Origin of the sequence: Enterobacter cloacae complex sp. P1B, assembly GCF_014982345.1 — a bacterium.
GTDB lineage: Bacteria > Pseudomonadota > Gammaproteobacteria > Enterobacterales > Enterobacteriaceae > Enterobacter > Enterobacter bugandensis.
In genome coordinates this window covers 311,670-326,826 of record NZ_JADCLF010000016.1, presented here as the reverse complement: position 1 = coordinate 326,826, position 15,157 = coordinate 311,670, and the positions used below count along the sequence as shown (strand labels likewise).

Below are 15,157 nucleotides of genomic sequence, written 5' to 3'. Positions count from 1 at the left end.
CGCCAAGCGGTAAGGCACCGGATTCTGATTCCGGCATTCCGAGGTTCGAATCCTCGTACCCCAGCCAATTTAAAAGTCGTTAAGCAGTCTGTTTAACGCAATTGGGGTGTCGCCAAGCGGTAAGGCTCTGGTTTCTGATACCAGCATTCCGGGGTTCGAATCCCTGCACCCCAGCCACTTAAAACAAACAAGCCCGCTCTGCGGGCTTTTTTGTTTTTGTTGCTCAGAATAGTGCGGCCTGATGCCCTCCCCCTACCCCTCTCACACGGGGAGAGGGAATTAAGATTAGAGTCCGAGGGCGTATTTCAGCGCCTGACGCTTCAGCCCACCGGCACGCTCTGCCGCCATTAAGCCAATGTTACGCATAATGCGCACCGGGGCCAGGTCATTGCTGAAACCGGCATAGAACAGATCCATCCCTGACTGCATGATGAAGTTATCCGCCATACGGCGCGTCTGGTAGCGCTTCAGTACCTGATGGCTGGCCCAGGCTTCCGCGTGAGCGCGTGCGTTGCCCAGCACGTCCAGTAACGCATCGACGTCACGGTATCCAAGGTTGACTCCCTGCCCCGCCAGCGGGTGGATAGTGTGTGCCGCATCGCCCACCAGCGCCAGCCCTTCTCGGGCATACTGTAAAGCATGACGGCGCGTGAGCGGGAATGCACCTGCGGTGACTGGCGTCACGTTGCCAAGGCGGCTCGGGAAGTGAAGCAGGATCTCGCGCTGCAGCTGCTCCATCGACAGCCCCTGCAGCTGGCGAATGCGCGCCGGTTTGTCGTACCACACCAGCGAAGCCCAGTTATCAAACAGCGGCAAGAATGCATGCGGGCCGTTCGGCGTAAAGTGCTGCCAGGTGCTTTCGCCCGGCGCATTCTCACACTGAACGGTGATTAACATGCAGGATTGCTGATATTGCCAGGCATGAACCCCAATACCCGCCATCTCCCTGACCTGCGAGTTAGCGCCATCGGCCCCGACGACCAGCTTCACGGCCAGTTCATCGCCGCTGTCGAGCGTCAGCAAATAGCCGCTTTCATGAGGATGCAGTGTCTTAAGTGACGCAGGCATACGCAGCGTCACCTTCGGATGTGCCTCCAGCGCCTGCCAGAGCGCCAGCTGGAGCACGTTGTTTTCCACCATATAGCCCAGGCGCGGCAGCTTCAGCTCGCTGGCGTCAAACGACACGTGGGCATTTTCCCACTCCCAGGTTTCAAGGCGGCTGTAAGGGTGTGCGCGCATCGCCTGCACCGCCTCCCAGACGCCCAGGCCGCGCAACAGATCGACGGACGCCGCGCTGATGGCGGAAATGCGCACGTCCGGTTTGCTGGCGGGATCGAATGCCGGGGGAGCCGCCTGTTCAATAACGGTTACATCAAATCCCTGCTGCGCCAGCCCCAGCGCCAGCGCGCCGCCGACCATACCGCCGCCGACAACGGCAACTTCGGTGTGTTGGAGTGTCATGGTCAATTTTCCTTATTGGAGAATCCCTTAAGTTTACCGGATTTTTGCGGTCCTGAGACACACAACCTTCATACTGGTCACAACCCCACCAAAGCATTACAATACGCGGCTTGCAATCCTGAGCTGAGCAAGTCGATGACTAAAAAACTCCATATAAAAACCTGGGGCTGTCAGATGAACGAATACGATTCATCCAAGATGGCCGATCTGCTGGATACCACCCACGGATACCAGCTGACTGAAAATGCGAAAGAAGCCGATGTGCTGCTGCTGAACACCTGTTCAATTCGTGAAAAAGCACAGGAAAAAGTCTTTCATGTGTTAGGCCGCTGGAAGCTTCTTAAACGGAAAAATCCGGACCTGATCATTGGCGTGGGTGGCTGCGTGGCATCGCAGGAAGGTAAGCTGATCCGCCAGAGAGCCCCCTATGTGGATATCGTCTTTGGTCCTCAGACCCTGCACCGCCTGCCGGAGATGATCAATCAGGTTCGCGGTAACCGTAGCCCGGTCGTTGACGTCAGCTTCCCGGAGATCGAGAAATTTGACCGTCTGCCAGAGCCGCGCGCCGATGGCCCGACCGCCTTCGTCTCGATCATGGAAGGCTGCAACAAATACTGTACCTACTGCGTGGTGCCTTACACCCGCGGTGAAGAGGTCAGCCGCCCGGCGGACGACATTCTGTTTGAAATTGCGCAGCTTGCCGCGCAGGGCGTTCGCGAAGTGAACCTGCTGGGCCAGAACGTTAACGCCTGGCGCGGCGAGAACTACGACGGCACCACCGGCAGCTTTGCCGAACTGCTGCGCCTGGTAGCCGCGATTGACGGCATCGACCGTATTCGTTTTACCACCAGCCATCCGATGGAGTTTACCGACGACATCATTGACGTCTATCGCGATACGCCAGAGCTGGTGAGCTTCCTGCACCTGCCGATTCAGTGCGGATCTGACCGCGTGCTGAACCTGATGGGCCGCCCGCATACGGTGCTGGAGTACAAATCCACCATCCGCAAGCTGCGCGAAGCGCGCCCGGATATCCAGATTAGCTCTGACTTTATCGTCGGCTTCCCAGGCGAAACCGCTGATGACTTCGAGCGCACCATGAAGCTCATCGGTGAAGTGAACTTTGACGTCAGCTACAGCTTCATCTTCTCAGCGCGTCCTGGCACGCCTGCGGCTGACATGGTTGACGACGTGCCGGAAGAAGAGAAAAAGCAGCGTCTGTATATTCTTCAGGAACGCATCAACCAGCAGGCCAACGCCTGGAGCCGCCGCATGCTCGGCACCGTCCAGCGCATTCTGGTGGAAGGCACATCCCGTAAGAGCATCATGGAGCTGTCCGGTCGTACCGAGAACAACCGCGTGGTAAACTTCGAAGGCACCCCGGACATGATCGGTAAATTTGTGGACGTCGAAATTGTCGAAGTGCTGACCAACTCGCTGCGCGCGAAGGTGGTACGCACCGAGGACAAAATGGGCCTGCGTATTGCCGAGTCACCGGAATCCGTTATTTCTCGTACCCGCAAAGAAAACGATTCTGGCGTTGGGATTTACCAGCCTTGATCCTTCAGGCCTGTCTCTTCGGCAGGCCTTGTATTTCCTCTCATCACCCCCAATATCTACCGCAACGCTTGCGCCTTTATTCTGTGGCGTGAATAATTTCGGTAATGACCGTTCTATTGCGCCGTGTGGCAGCGGGTCAGTTAACCAATTAAAGAGGAACAGTTTGAACATAGATACGCGTGAAATTAGCCTTGAGCCCGCAGACAACGCTCGCCTGCTGAGCCTGTGCGGGCCGTTTGATGACAACATCAAACAACTGGAGCGACGTCTGGGTATCGAAATCAATCGTCGCGATAACCATTTCAAACTCACCGGACGCCCTATCTGCGTCAACGCGGCAGCAGATATTCTGCGCAGCCTGTATGTCGATACCGCCCCGATGCGCGGCGAAATTCAGGATATCGAGCCGGAACAGATCCACCTCGCCATTAAAGAGGCGCGCGTGCTTGAGCAGAGCGCGGAAAGCGTGCCGGACTACGGCAAGGCGATCAATATCAAGACCAAGCGTGGCGTCATCAAGCCGCGTACGCCGAACCAGGCGCAGTACATCGCCAATATTCTTGACCATGACATCACCTTCGGCGTGGGTCCCGCGGGTACAGGTAAAACCTATCTGGCGGTTGCCGCTGCGGTGGATGCGCTGGAGCGTCAGGAGATCCGTCGTATCCTGCTGACCCGCCCCGCCGTTGAAGCGGGTGAAAAACTCGGCTTCCTGCCCGGCGATCTGAGCCAGAAGGTCGACCCTTACCTGCGCCCGCTGTACGACGCGCTGTTCGAGATGCTCGGCTTCGAGAAAGTGGAGAAGCTAATCGAACGTAACGTGATCGAAGTGGCCCCGCTCGCCTACATGCGCGGCCGCACGCTCAACGATGCGTTCATCATTCTCGATGAAAGCCAGAACACCACCATCGAACAGATGAAAATGTTCCTGACGCGTATCGGCTTCAACTCGAAAGCGGTGATCACCGGTGACGTCACCCAGATCGACCTGCCGCGCAGCACTAAATCAGGCCTGCGCCACGCCATTGAGGTGCTGTCAGAGGTAGACGAAATTAGCTTTAACTTCTTCCACAGTGAAGACGTCGTTCGCCACCCGGTGGTCGCGCGCATCGTTAACGCCTATGAAGCCTGGGAAGAGGCGGATCAAAAACGCAGGGCCGAACAGGCCGCGGAACGTAAGCGCGAAGCGCAGGAGCAAGAACAGAAATGAGTCAGGTGATCCTCGATTTACAGCTGGCATGTGAAGACAATTCCGGCATGCCAGAAGAGGCACAGTTTCAGAAATGGCTGGATGCGGTAATCCCCCAGTTTCAGGAAGAATCAGAAGTCACGATTCGCCTGGTGGATGAAGCGGAAAGCCATGAGCTTAACCTGACCTACCGCGGGAAAGATAAGCCAACCAACGTGCTCTCTTTCCCGTTCGAAGCGCCGCCGGGTATTGAGATGCCGCTGCTGGGCGATCTGATCATCTGCCGTCAGGTGGTTGAGCAGGAAGCCAAAGAGCAGCAGAAACCGCTGGAAGCGCACTGGGCGCATATGGTGGTACATGGCAGCCTGCACCTGCTGGGCTACGACCACATTGAAGATGACGAAGCGGAAGAGATGGAGTCCCTTGAGACAGAGATAATGCTTGCTCTGGGCTATGAGGATCCGTACATTGCCGAGAAAGAATAGTCAGTTACTGACTACCATGCCGCCGCGCAGGGACATAGCGCGGCGGTTAACGTTGAACTAACAAGAGAACCCTTAACAAACGCCATGAGCGACGACAATTCACACAGTAGCGACACGACAACCAGTAAAAAGGGATTTTTCTCCCTCATTCTGAACCAGCTTTTCCACGGCGAGCCGAAAAACCGTGATGAACTGCTGGAGCTGATTCGTGATTCCGGGCAGAACGACCTTATCGACGAAGATACGCGCGAAATGCTCGAAGGGGTCATGGACATTGCCGAACAGCGCGTCCGCGACATCATGATCCCCCGCTCGCAGATGATCACCCTGAAACGTAACCAGACGCTGGACGAGTGCCTCGATGTGATCATCGAATCCGCCCACTCGCGTTTCCCGGTCATCAGCGAAGATAAAGATCACATCGAAGGGATTTTGATGGCCAAAGATCTGCTGCCGTTTATGCGCAGCGATGCCGAAGCCTTCAGCATGGAAAAAGTGTTACGCCAGGCCGTGGTCGTGCCGGAAAGTAAACGTGTGGATCGGATGCTGAAAGAGTTTCGCTCTCAGCGTTACCACATGGCGATTGTTATTGATGAATTCGGCGGTGTCTCAGGTCTTGTCACGATCGAAGATATTCTTGAGCTGATCGTGGGCGAAATCGAAGACGAGTACGACGAAGAAGAAGATATCGACTTCCGTCAGCTTAGCCGCCACACCTGGACCGTGCGCGCGCTGGCCTCGATTGAAGATTTCAACGACGCCTTCGGTACCCACTTCAGCGATGAAGAGGTCGATACCATTGGCGGGCTGGTGATGCAGGCCTTTGGCCATCTTCCGGCGCGCGGTGAGACCGTTGACATCGACGGTTACCAGTTCAAAGTGGCAATGGCCGACAGCCGACGTATTATACAGGTTCACGTCAGAACGCCGGACGATTCACCGGTGCCAAAACTGGAAGATTAATGTAAATGGCATTTGCCCCATTGCTTGAACGCCAGCGCGTCCGTTTGCTGCTGGCGCTGTTACTCGGAGCCAGCGGTACGCTGGCTTTTTCTCCTTACGATATCTGGCCCGCGGCCATTCTCTCCCTGATGGGGCTTCAGGGGTTAACCCTGAATCGTCGTCCGGTACAGGCCGCTGCGATCGGCTACTTCTGGGGGCTGGGGCTATTTGGCTCCGGCATTAACTGGGTCTACGTCAGCATCGCACAGTTTGGCGGGATGCCGGGGCCGGTTAACGTCTTCCTGGTCGTTCTGCTCGCCGCCTATCTCTCGCTCTATACCGGTCTGTTCGCCGGGATTCTCTCTCGCCTGTGGCCTAAAACCACCTGGCTGCGTGTCGCCATTGCCGCGCCAGTGGTCTGGCAGATTACCGAGTTCCTCCGCGGCTGGGTGCTGACCGGCTTCCCGTGGCTGCAGTTCGGCTACAGCCAGATTGACGGCCCGCTGAAAGGTCTGGCACCGGTAATGGGCGTTGAAGCCATTAACTTCCTGCTGATGGTGGTGAGCGGCCTGCTGGTACTGGCGCTGGTCACGCGCGGCTGGAAGCCGCTGGCTGTGGCCCTGGTGCTGTTCGCCCTGCCCTTCCCGCTGCGCTATATCCAGTGGTTCACGCCCGAGCCCGAGCGCGCCATGCAGGTTTCCATGGTGCAGGGGAATATCCCGCAGTCCATGAAGTGGGACGAAAAAGAGTTGCTGAACACGCTGAAGATCTACGCCAACGCCACCGAAGAGGTGATGGGCAAATCGCAGCTGATTATCTGGCCAGAATCCGCTATTCCCGATCTGGAAATTAACCAGCAGCCGTTCCTCAACATGATGAACGATCTGCTGGTGGCGCGCGGCAGCACCCTGATTACCGGCATTGTTGATGCGCGCCTGAATCAGCAGAACCGCTACGACACCTACAACACCATTATTACGCTCGGCAAAGACAGCGAATACAGCTACCACTCCACCGACCGGTACAACAAGAACCACCTCGTGCCGTTCGGTGAATTTGTGCCGCTGGAGTCTATTTTGCGTCCGCTGGCACCGTTCTTTGACCTGCCGATGTCCTCCTTCAGCCGCGGTCCGTACGTTCAGCCCCAGCTTCACGCGCACGGTCTGGCCCTGACGGCCGCCATCTGCTACGAAATCATCCTCGGCGAGCAGGTGCGCGATAACTTCCGCCCGGACACCGACTATCTGCTGACCATCTCCAACGATGCGTGGTTCGGTAAATCGATTGGTCCGTGGCAGCACTTCCAGATGGCGCGCATGCGTTCTCTGGAGCTGGCGCGTCCGCTGCTGCGTAGCACCAATAACGGCATCACCGCCGTGATTGGCCCGCAGGGCGAAATCCAGGCCATGATCCCGCAGTTCACCCGTGAAGTGCTGACAACCAAAGTCACGCCAACCACGGGCCTGACGCCGTACGCCCGCACCGGCAACTGGCCGCTGTGGATCCTGACCGCGCTGTTCGGCTTTGGCGCCGTGCTGATGAGCCTGCGTCAGCGTCATAAATAATCTTGCCTTCTGATGCCGGGTGGCGGCTGCGCCTTACCCGGCAATTTCCTCCCAATCTTCAATTCTGGCACGCCTGTTGCTTTATTTATTCACGTAAACGCTGTCTGGCTTAACGTGCAACCTTGTCGCACCAGTGTAGATCGTCGCTAGCACCGAAACGGTGCAACGGGAGATTATTGCCTCTGAATGGTGCGGCGCGCTTCGCAAAAATAAACAATAACGCAGCAAAATCTTTACATTAAGCCAGACTAAATGTTAACAAGCTTGCATAACACTGCACTCGCATTGCGCGAGATATAACAACATCACAATGGGTATCTATGCGTCACTGGCGCTGATAAGAAAGGAGTTGGGTATGCAATTACGTAAACTGGCCACAGCAATGCTGGTTATGGGAATGTCCGCAGGCGTGGTTCACGCTGAAGACGCTCCGGCAGCAGGCAGCACTCTCGACAAGATTGCCAAAAACGGCGTCATCGTGGTCGGCCACCGTGAATCTTCCGTCCCGTTCTCTTACTACGACAACACGCAAAAAGTCGTGGGCTATTCACAGGATTACTCCAACGCTATCGTTGAAGCTGTGAAGAAAAAGCTGAACAAACCTGACCTGCAGGTGAAGCTGATCCCAATCACTTCACAGAACCGTATTCCGCTGCTGCAAAACGGCACCTTTGACTTCGAGTGTGGTTCCACCACCAACAACCTCGAGCGTCAAAAACAGGCGGCCTTCTCTGACACCATCTTTGTCGTGGGCACCCGTCTGCTGACCAAGAAGGGCGGCGCAATCAAAGATTTTGCGGACCTGAAAGGCAAAGCGGTCGTTGTGACCTCCGGTACCACTTCTGAAGTCCTGCTGCACAAGCTGAACGACGAGAAGAAAATGGATATGCGCATCATCAGCGCGAAAGACCATGGCGACTCCTTCCGTACGCTGGAAAGCGGTCGTGCCGTCGCGTTTATGATGGATGACGCCCTGCTGGCGGGCGAACGTGCGAAGGCGAAGAAACCAGACAACTGGGATATCGTCGGTACCGCGCAGTCCAAAGAAGCCTACGGCTGTATGCTGCGTAAAGACGATCCGCAGTTCAAAAAGCTGATCGATGACACTATCGCCCAGGTGCAGACCTCCGGCGAAGCGGAAAAATGGTTCGACAAGTGGTTTAAGAACCCGATTCCACCAAAAAATCTCAATATGAACTTTGAACTGTCTGACGATATGAAAGCGCTGTTCAAATCTCCAAATGACAAGGCTCTTAACTAATTAGAACAACAGGGGCGGGATCTCCTGCCCTCTCGATTGTCGGGAAGCATGGACAGACATATACGCTGAGTGGTCGTTCCCCACTCAGCGCGAAAAAAGAGCTTCTCACCAATCTTCGAGGGTAGCGCTGCTACCCTCTTTTTTCTGGAGTTTATTATGTCAATAGACTGGAACTGGGGCATCTTCCTGCAACAAGCCCCGTTCGGCAACACCACCTATCTTGGCTGGCTGTGGAGCGGCTTTCAGGTTACCGTGGCATTATCGATAACGGCGTGGATCATCGCGTTTCTTGTCGGTTCGCTGTTCGGTATTCTGCGCACCGTCCCTAACCGTTTTCTTTCAACAATTGGCACACTGTATGTGGAACTGTTCCGTAACGTTCCGCTCATCGTGCAGTTCTTTACCTGGTATCTGGTCATCCCGGAACTGCTGCCGGAAAATATTGGCATGTGGTTCAAGTCGGAGCTGGATCCGAACGTGCAGTTCTTTGTCTCCTCCATGATGTGTCTGGGGCTGTTTACCGCTGCGCGCGTTTGCGAGCAGGTGCGTGCCGCCATTCAGTCATTGCCACGCGGACAAAAAAATGCGGGCCTGGCGATGGGCCTGACCCTGCCACAAACCTACCGCTACGTGCTGCTGCCTAACGCCTATCGCGTTATCGTTCCACCGATGACCTCTGAGATGATGAACCTGGTGAAAAACTCGGCCATCGCCTCAACCATCGGCCTGGTGGATATGGCTGCACAGGCGGGCAAGCTGCTGGATTACTCCGCTCACGCGTGGGAATCCTTCACAGCGATCACGCTCGCGTATGTTCTGATTAACGCTTTCATCATGCTGGTGATGAACCTGGTTGAACGCAAAGTACGCCTGCCGGGCAATCTGGGAGGCAAATAATGTACGAATTTGACTGGAGTTCTATTGTTCCATCCATGCCTTACCTGCTCGATGGCCTGGTGATTACCCTCAAGATCACCGCGATCGCTATCGTTGTGGGTATCGTCTGGGGTACCCTGCTGGCCGTCATGCGCCTGTCGAGCTTTAAGCCGCTCGCCTGGTTTGCGACTGCCTACGTTAACGTCTTCCGCTCCATCCCGCTGGTGATGGTGCTGCTGTGGTTTTACCTGATTGTTCCAGGCTTCTTACAGAATGTGCTGGGACTGTCGCCGAAAACCGACATCCGCCTGATCTCTGCGATGGTGGCGTTCTCGATGTTTGAGGCCGCTTACTATTCAGAGATTATCCGTGCGGGTATCCAGAGTATCTCCCGTGGGCAGTCCAGCGCCGCGCTGGCTCTGGGAATGACGCACTGGCAGTCCATGCAGCTCATCATTCTGCCTCAGGCGTTTCGCGCCATGGTTCCGCTCCTGCTGACCCAGGGTATCGTGCTGTTCCAGGATACCTCTCTGGTTTACGTTCTGAGTCTGGCGGACTTCTTCCGTACCGCGTCGACCATAGGTGAACGTGATGGTACGCAGGTCGAGATGGTGCTCTTCGCGGGTGCGGTCTATTTTGTGATTAGTTTAAGCGCGTCGCTGTTGGTCAGCTGGCTGAAGAAAAGGACGGTATAATGATTTCCCTGAAAAATGTTTCTAAATGGTATGGGCACTTTCAGGTGCTGACCGACTGCTCCACCGAAGTCAAAAAAGGCGATGTGGTGGTGGTGTGCGGGCCGTCCGGTTCCGGTAAGTCTACGCTGATCAAAACGGTTAATGGTCTGGAGCCTGTGCAGCAGGGCGAAATTGTTGTTAACGGCACGAAAGTGAACGACAAGAAAACCAACCTGGCCCAGCTTCGCTCTCACGTCGGCATGGTGTTCCAGCATTTTGAGCTGTTCCCTCATCTGTCCATTATTGAGAACCTGACGCTGGCTCAGGTCAAAGTGCTCAAGCGTGATAAAAAAGCATCGCGCGAAAAGGGGCTCAAGCTTCTGGAGCGCGTGGGGCTTTCTGCACATGCCGATAAGTTCCCGGCACAGCTTTCCGGCGGCCAGCAGCAGCGTGTGGCGATTGCGCGCGCACTGTGCATGGATCCGGTGGCGATGCTGTTCGATGAGCCCACGTCAGCGCTCGATCCTGAAATGATCAACGAAGTGCTGGACGTGATGGTCGAGCTGGCGCACGAAGGGATGACCATGATGGTGGTGACGCACGAAATGGGCTTCGCCCGTAAAGTGGCCAACCGCGTGATCTTCATGGACGAAGGGAAAATTGTCGAAGACTCACCGAAAGAAGAGTTCTTCGCCAACCCGAAATCCGAACGCGCGAAAGATTTCCTCGCGAAAATCCTGCACTAATCTTCTCGGTGCGCAATCTGCAGATTGCGCACTGCTTCACGCTTTAGATCTCTTTTTCTATTCGGCGTCACATCGCAGCGTTAACCTTGTCACAAAATAATGCTAAGAATGGAGAACGCTATGGCACACCCTATAATTCTCGACTGCGATCCGGGTCATGATGACGCGATCGCGCTCGTCCTCGCGCTTGCCTCCCCTGAACTGGACGTGAAAGCGGTCACCTCGTCCGCCGGAAATCAGACGCCGGACAAAACCCTGCGCAACGTTTTACGAATGCTGACGCTGCTGAAACGCACCGATATTCCTGTCGCAGGCGGCGCCGTTAAGCCGCTGATGCGCGAGCTGATCATTGCCGACAACGTTCACGGTGAAAGCGGGCTGGATGGCCCGGCGCTGCCGGAGCCGGGCTTTGCACCGCAAAACTGCACCGCCGTGGAGCTGATGGCGAAGGTGCTGCGTGAAAGTGCAGAACCCGTCACCCTGGTGGCAACTGGCCCGCAGACTAACGTTGCGCTCCTGCTGAACAGCCATCCGGAACTGCGCGGTAAAATCGCTCGTATTGTGATTATGGGTGGGGCTATGGGGCTTGGGAACTGGACGCCTGCGGCCGAATTCAACATCTTTGTTGATCCGGAAGCGGCGGAGATCGTCTTCCAGTCGGGCCTGCCGATTGTGATGGCGGGGCTGGACGTGACGCATCGGGCACAGATTATGGCAGACGATATTGAGCGCTTCCGCGCCGTGGGCAACCCGGTTGCGACAACCGTAGCCGAGCTGCTCGACTTCTTTATGGAGTATCACAAAGCCGAGAAATGGGGCTTTCACGGCGCGCCGCTGCATGACCCGTGCACCATCGCCTGGCTGCTGAAGCCTGAAATGTTTACCACGGTGGACAGATGGGTTGGCGTGGAGACGCAGGGGAAATATACCCAGGGGATGACGGTGGTGGATTACTATTCGCTGACGGGGAATAAACCGAATACGACGCTGATGGTGGATATCGACCGGGAGGCGTTTGTGGATTTGCTGGCGGAAAGACTTGCTTACTATTGTGCGGCCTGATGCCCTCACCCTGGCCCTCTCCCGGTGGGAGAGGGAACTAAACTGCGCTTTTACTTATGGCTCAAACGGGCGACGCTGGAACTGATCGTGCCCGCACTTCGGGCACAGCGGCAACACATCCGGCGTATATACCGCAATATGGTGATGGCACTTCTCGCACACCAGATTCCCCAGCCCCACCACTTCACCGCTCTGGTACACGCCGTGATGATTTAAATCCTGGAACACCTCGCGCCACTCCAGCTGGGTTTTATCGGTAATATCCGCCAGCTCCTGCCACAGGCTCTCTTTGATCACCCGCATAAAGACGCTGTCGGCGATCTCATCCTGGCTCTCTTCGTAGCTGCGCGCGAACTCTTCCAGATCGCGGCGTACGGCGCGCGTCACCTCTTCCACTTCGGTTCGCGTTAACTCACCCGTTTGCGTCACCCGTTCACGCGCCTGTTCGACCAGCGCGTCAATATCGCGCTCGCCGTTACGCAGCCGTTCCGTCAGTGTCGCCACCAGTTCGCGGTAAAATTGAGCAACCTTGTTCATCATTTTGCCTCCCGGGTAAGTAACTATTTCTAATAATAGACCTTATTTCGCCGCCGCTTTGTCAGGTCAAGCACAGACCCGGTAAATTCCTGCAAAGTGCAATTGCGCGAAAGGCTGTTTTGACGCGGGCGTTTGGGCTATGCTATGCGGATCTGAATTACCACATCCATTGGCTACATTTTTGTAGCTGTATTGAACACAGGACCACTGGCTGCCATGCAAGAGCAATACCGCCCGGAAGAGATAGAATCAAAAGTCCAGCAACACTGGGACGAGAAGCGCACCTTTGAAGTAACCGAAGACGAGAGCAAAGAGAAGTATTACTGCCTGTCGATGCTTCCCTATCCTTCTGGTCGACTACACATGGGCCACGTGCGTAACTACACCATCGGTGATGTGATCGCCCGTTACCAGCGCATGCTGGGCAAAAACGTTCTGCAGCCAATCGGCTGGGATGCGTTCGGCCTGCCTGCAGAAGGCGCAGCGGTAAAAAACAATACCGCTCCGGCACCGTGGACGTACGACAACATCGCGTACATGAAAAACCAGCTCAAAATGCTGGGCTTCGGCTATGACTGGAGCCGCGAGCTGGCGACCTGTACCCCGGAATACTACCGCTGGGAGCAGAAGTTCTTCACCGAGCTGTACAAAAAAGGCCTGGTGTACAAGAAGACCTCTGCCGTTAACTGGTGCCCGAATGACCAGACCGTTCTGGCGAACGAGCAGGTTATCGACGGCTGCTGCTGGCGCTGCGACACCAAAGTTGAGCGTAAAGAGATCCCACAGTGGTTTATCAAAATCACCGCTTACGCTGACGAACTGCTGAACGATCTGGATACGCTGGATCACTGGCCTGACACCGTTAAGACCATGCAGCGCAACTGGATCGGCCGTTCTGAAGGCGTGGAAATTACCTTCAACGTTGAGAACTACGACCAGACCCTGACCGTCTACACCACCCGTCCGGACACCTTCATGGGTGCGACCTATCTGGCCGTGGCCGCAGGTCACCCGCTGGCGCAGAAAGCGGCAGAGAACAACCCGGAACTGGCGACCTTCATCGATGAATGCCGCAACACGAAAGTGGCCGAAGCCGACATGGCGACGATGGAGAAAAAAGGCGTTGCGACGGGCTTCTATGCTAAGCACCCGCTGACGGGCGAAGCGATCCCGGTCTGGGCAGCAAACTTCGTTCTGATGGAGTACGGTACAGGTGCAGTCATGGCCGTTCCGGGTCACGATCAGCGCGACTACGAGTTTGCCACCAAATACAACCTGCCGATTAAAGCCGTTATTCTGGCCGCCGATGGTTCTGAACCTGACCTGTCCGAGCAGGCGTTGACTGAAAAAGGCACCCTGTTTAACTCCGGTGAGTTCAGCGGCCTCAGCTTCGAAGAGGGCTTCAACGCCATCGCCGATAAGCTGGCCTCACTGGGCGTGGGCGAGCGTAAAGTGAACTTCCGTCTGCGCGACTGGGGCGTGTCCCGTCAGCGTTACTGGGGTGCGCCAATTCCAATGGTGACCCTGGAAGACGGCACCGTCATGCCAACGCCTGAAGATCAGCTGCCCGTGATCCTGCCGGAAGACGTGGTCATGGACGGCATCACCAGCCCGATCAAAGCCGATCCTGAGTGGGCCAAAACCACCGTCAACGGCCAGCCTGCGCTGCGTGAAACCGACACCTTCGATACCTTTATGGAGTCCTCCTGGTACTACGCGCGCTACACCTGCCCGCAGTACAAAGAAGGCATGCTGGATTCTGACGCCGCCAACTACTGGCTGCCGGTAGATATCTATATTGGTGGTATCGAACACGCCATCATGCACCTGCTCTACTTCCGCTTTTTCCATAAGCTGATGCGCGATGCCGGCATGGTGAACTCTGACGAGCCCGCTAAACAGCTGCTGTGCCAGGGTATGGTGCTGGCAGACGCCTTCTACTACGTTGGCGCGAACGGAGAGCGTAACTGGGTTTCTCCGGTTGATGCGATCGTTGAGCGCGACGAGAAAGGCCGTATCGTGAAGGCGACAGACGCTGAAGGCCATGAACTGGTTTATACCGGCATGAGCAAGATGTCCAAGTCTAAAAACAACGGTATCGACCCGCAGGTGATGGTTGAGCGTTACGGCGCGGACACCGTACGTCTGTTCATGATGTTTGCTTCTCCGGCTGATATGACCCTTGAGTGGCAGGAATCGGGCGTAGAAGGCGCGAACCGCTTCCTGAAACGCGTCTGGAAGCTGGTGTACGAACATACCGCACAGGGTGATGCTCCGGCACTGAACGCCGCTGCGCTGAGCGAAGATCAGCAGGCGCTGCGTCGTGATGTTCATAAAACGATCGCGAAAGTGACCGATGATATTGGTCGTCGTCAGACCTTCAATACCGCAATTGCGGCTATTATGGAACTGATGAACAAGCTGGCGAAAGCCCCGCAGGACGGCGAGCAGGATCGTGCCATCATGCGTGAAGCGCTGCTGGCCGTGGTTCGCATGCTTAACCCGTTCACGCCACACGTCAGCTTCACCCTGTGGCAGGAGCTGAAAGGCGAAGGCGATATCGACAACGCGCCGTGGCCGGTGGCTGACGAAGCAGCGATGGTGGAAAACACCACGCTGGTGGTGGTCCAGGTCAACGGCAAAGTCCGTGGTAAAATTACCGTGGCGGTCGATGCAACTGAAGATCAGGTTCGCGAGCGCGCGGGCCAGGAACCTCTGGTTGCGAAATATCTTGAGGGCGTTACCTTACGTAAAGCGATCTACGTACCGGGTAAACTGCTCAATCTGGTCGTTGGCTAA

The 15,157-nt window shown here is 56.0% G+C and carries 13 protein-coding genes and 1 tRNA gene; 12 read left to right on the top strand and 2 right to left on the bottom strand.

The features are described 5' to 3' along the window. Positions 1-102 precede the first annotated feature (102 nt). Positions 103-177: transfer RNA gene (locus INF77_RS20375), tRNA-Gln, on the top strand. 108 nt (positions 178-285) lie between these two features. Here INF77_RS20375 and ubiF read toward each other — a convergent pair. Beyond that, positions 286-1,461, bottom strand: coding sequence for a 3-demethoxyubiquinol 3-hydroxylase (ubiF, locus tag INF77_RS20370; RefSeq protein WP_193532226.1), 1,176 nt, complete (start codon positions 1,459-1,461; stop codon positions 286-288). Positions 1,462-1,596: 135 nt separating this feature from the next. Here ubiF and miaB point away from each other — a divergent pair, with 135 nt between their 5' ends. From miaB to rihA, 10 genes are all read left to right on the top strand, one after another. Beyond that, positions 1,597-3,021, top strand: coding sequence for a tRNA (N6-isopentenyl adenosine(37)-C2)-methylthiotransferase MiaB (miaB, locus tag INF77_RS20365; RefSeq protein WP_193532225.1), 1,425 nt, complete (start codon positions 1,597-1,599; stop codon positions 3,019-3,021). 163 nt (positions 3,022-3,184) lie between these two features. Further along, positions 3,185-4,231: a PhoH family protein gene (locus tag INF77_RS20360; RefSeq protein WP_028012349.1), complete on the top strand. Its 1,047-nt coding sequence runs from the start codon at positions 3,185-3,187 to the stop codon at positions 4,229-4,231. Next, a complete protein-coding gene (gene ybeY / locus INF77_RS20355) occupies positions 4,228-4,695 on the top strand; it encodes an rRNA maturation RNase YbeY (RefSeq protein WP_003858677.1) in 468 nt (155 codons plus the stop codon). Before INF77_RS20360 ends, ybeY begins: the two co-directional genes overlap by 4 nt. An 84-nt stretch (positions 4,696-4,779) precedes the next feature. Beyond that, complete coding sequence (gene corC / locus INF77_RS20350; RefSeq protein ID WP_150143070.1) at positions 4,780-5,658, top strand: CNNM family magnesium/cobalt transport protein CorC; 879 nt, start codon at positions 4,780-4,782, stop codon at positions 5,656-5,658. Positions 5,659-5,663: 5 nt separating this feature from the next. Beyond that, a complete protein-coding gene (gene lnt, locus INF77_RS20345; protein WP_045630864.1) occupies positions 5,664-7,202 on the top strand; it encodes an apolipoprotein N-acyltransferase in 1,539 nt (512 codons plus the stop codon). Between the two features lie 355 nt (positions 7,203-7,557). Then, positions 7,558-8,463, top strand: coding sequence for an amino acid ABC transporter substrate-binding protein (locus INF77_RS20340; RefSeq protein WP_014831086.1), 906 nt, complete (start codon positions 7,558-7,560; stop codon positions 8,461-8,463). 156 nt (positions 8,464-8,619) lie between these two features. After that, positions 8,620-9,360 (top strand): amino acid ABC transporter permease, encoded by a 741-nt coding sequence (locus INF77_RS20335; RefSeq protein ID WP_028012347.1) that lies wholly within the window; start codon positions 8,620-8,622, stop codon positions 9,358-9,360. Further along, positions 9,360-10,034: a glutamate/aspartate ABC transporter permease GltK gene (gene gltK / locus INF77_RS20330; protein ID WP_028012346.1), complete on the top strand. Its 675-nt coding sequence runs from the start codon at positions 9,360-9,362 to the stop codon at positions 10,032-10,034. The genes INF77_RS20335 and gltK overlap by 1 nt, the downstream gene beginning before the upstream one ends. Further along, positions 10,034-10,759, top strand: a complete 726-nt coding sequence (locus INF77_RS20325; protein ID WP_014883001.1) for an amino acid ABC transporter ATP-binding protein — start codon at positions 10,034-10,036, stop codon at positions 10,757-10,759. The genes gltK and INF77_RS20325 overlap by 1 nt, the downstream gene beginning before the upstream one ends. Before the next feature lie 120 nt (positions 10,760-10,879). Further along, complete coding sequence (gene rihA / locus INF77_RS20320) at positions 10,880-11,821, top strand: pyrimidine-specific ribonucleoside hydrolase RihA (RefSeq protein WP_048999839.1); 942 nt, start codon at positions 10,880-10,882, stop codon at positions 11,819-11,821. Positions 11,822-11,875: 54 nt separating this feature from the next. On the opposite strand, the gene INF77_RS20315 is transcribed toward rihA, so the two are convergent. Further along, positions 11,876-12,358 carry a zinc ribbon-containing protein gene (locus tag INF77_RS20315; protein WP_028012343.1) on the bottom strand — a complete coding sequence of 161 codons (483 nt, stop codon included), beginning with the start codon at positions 12,356-12,358 and terminating at the stop codon, positions 11,876-11,878. 216 nt (positions 12,359-12,574) lie between these two features. Here INF77_RS20315 and leuS point away from each other — a divergent pair, with 216 nt between their 5' ends. Then, the gene (gene leuS / locus INF77_RS20310; RefSeq protein ID WP_048338851.1) at positions 12,575-15,157 is read left to right on the top strand and encodes a leucine--tRNA ligase; all 2,583 of its coding nucleotides are present in this window, start codon (positions 12,575-12,577) and stop codon (positions 15,155-15,157) included.

What these genes read in the sequence shown, in the direction of transcription:
- ubiF (WP_193532226.1), bottom strand. Translation starts at nt 1,461, where the DNA reads ATGACACTCCAACACACCGAAGTTGCCGTTGTCGGCGGCGGTATGGTC.
- miaB (WP_193532225.1), top strand. Translation starts at nt 1,597, where the DNA reads ATGACTAAAAAACTCCATATAAAAACCTGGGGCTGTCAGATGAACGAA.
- ybeY (WP_003858677.1), top strand. Translation starts at nt 4,228, where the DNA reads ATGAGTCAGGTGATCCTCGATTTACAGCTGGCATGTGAAGACAATTCC.
- corC (WP_150143070.1), top strand. Translation starts at nt 4,780, where the DNA reads ATGAGCGACGACAATTCACACAGTAGCGACACGACAACCAGTAAAAAG.
- lnt (WP_045630864.1), top strand. Translation starts at nt 5,664, where the DNA reads ATGGCATTTGCCCCATTGCTTGAACGCCAGCGCGTCCGTTTGCTGCTG.
- INF77_RS20340 (WP_014831086.1), top strand. Translation starts at nt 7,558, where the DNA reads ATGCAATTACGTAAACTGGCCACAGCAATGCTGGTTATGGGAATGTCC.
- INF77_RS20335 (WP_028012347.1), top strand. Translation starts at nt 8,620, where the DNA reads ATGTCAATAGACTGGAACTGGGGCATCTTCCTGCAACAAGCCCCGTTC.
- gltK (WP_028012346.1), top strand. Translation starts at nt 9,360, where the DNA reads ATGTACGAATTTGACTGGAGTTCTATTGTTCCATCCATGCCTTACCTG.
- INF77_RS20325 (WP_014883001.1), top strand. Translation starts at nt 10,034, where the DNA reads ATGATTTCCCTGAAAAATGTTTCTAAATGGTATGGGCACTTTCAGGTG.
- rihA (WP_048999839.1), top strand. Translation starts at nt 10,880, where the DNA reads ATGGCACACCCTATAATTCTCGACTGCGATCCGGGTCATGATGACGCG.
- INF77_RS20315 (WP_028012343.1), bottom strand. Translation starts at nt 12,358, where the DNA reads ATGAACAAGGTTGCTCAATTTTACCGCGAACTGGTGGCGACACTGACG.
- leuS (WP_048338851.1), top strand. Translation starts at nt 12,575, where the DNA reads ATGCAAGAGCAATACCGCCCGGAAGAGATAGAATCAAAAGTCCAGCAA.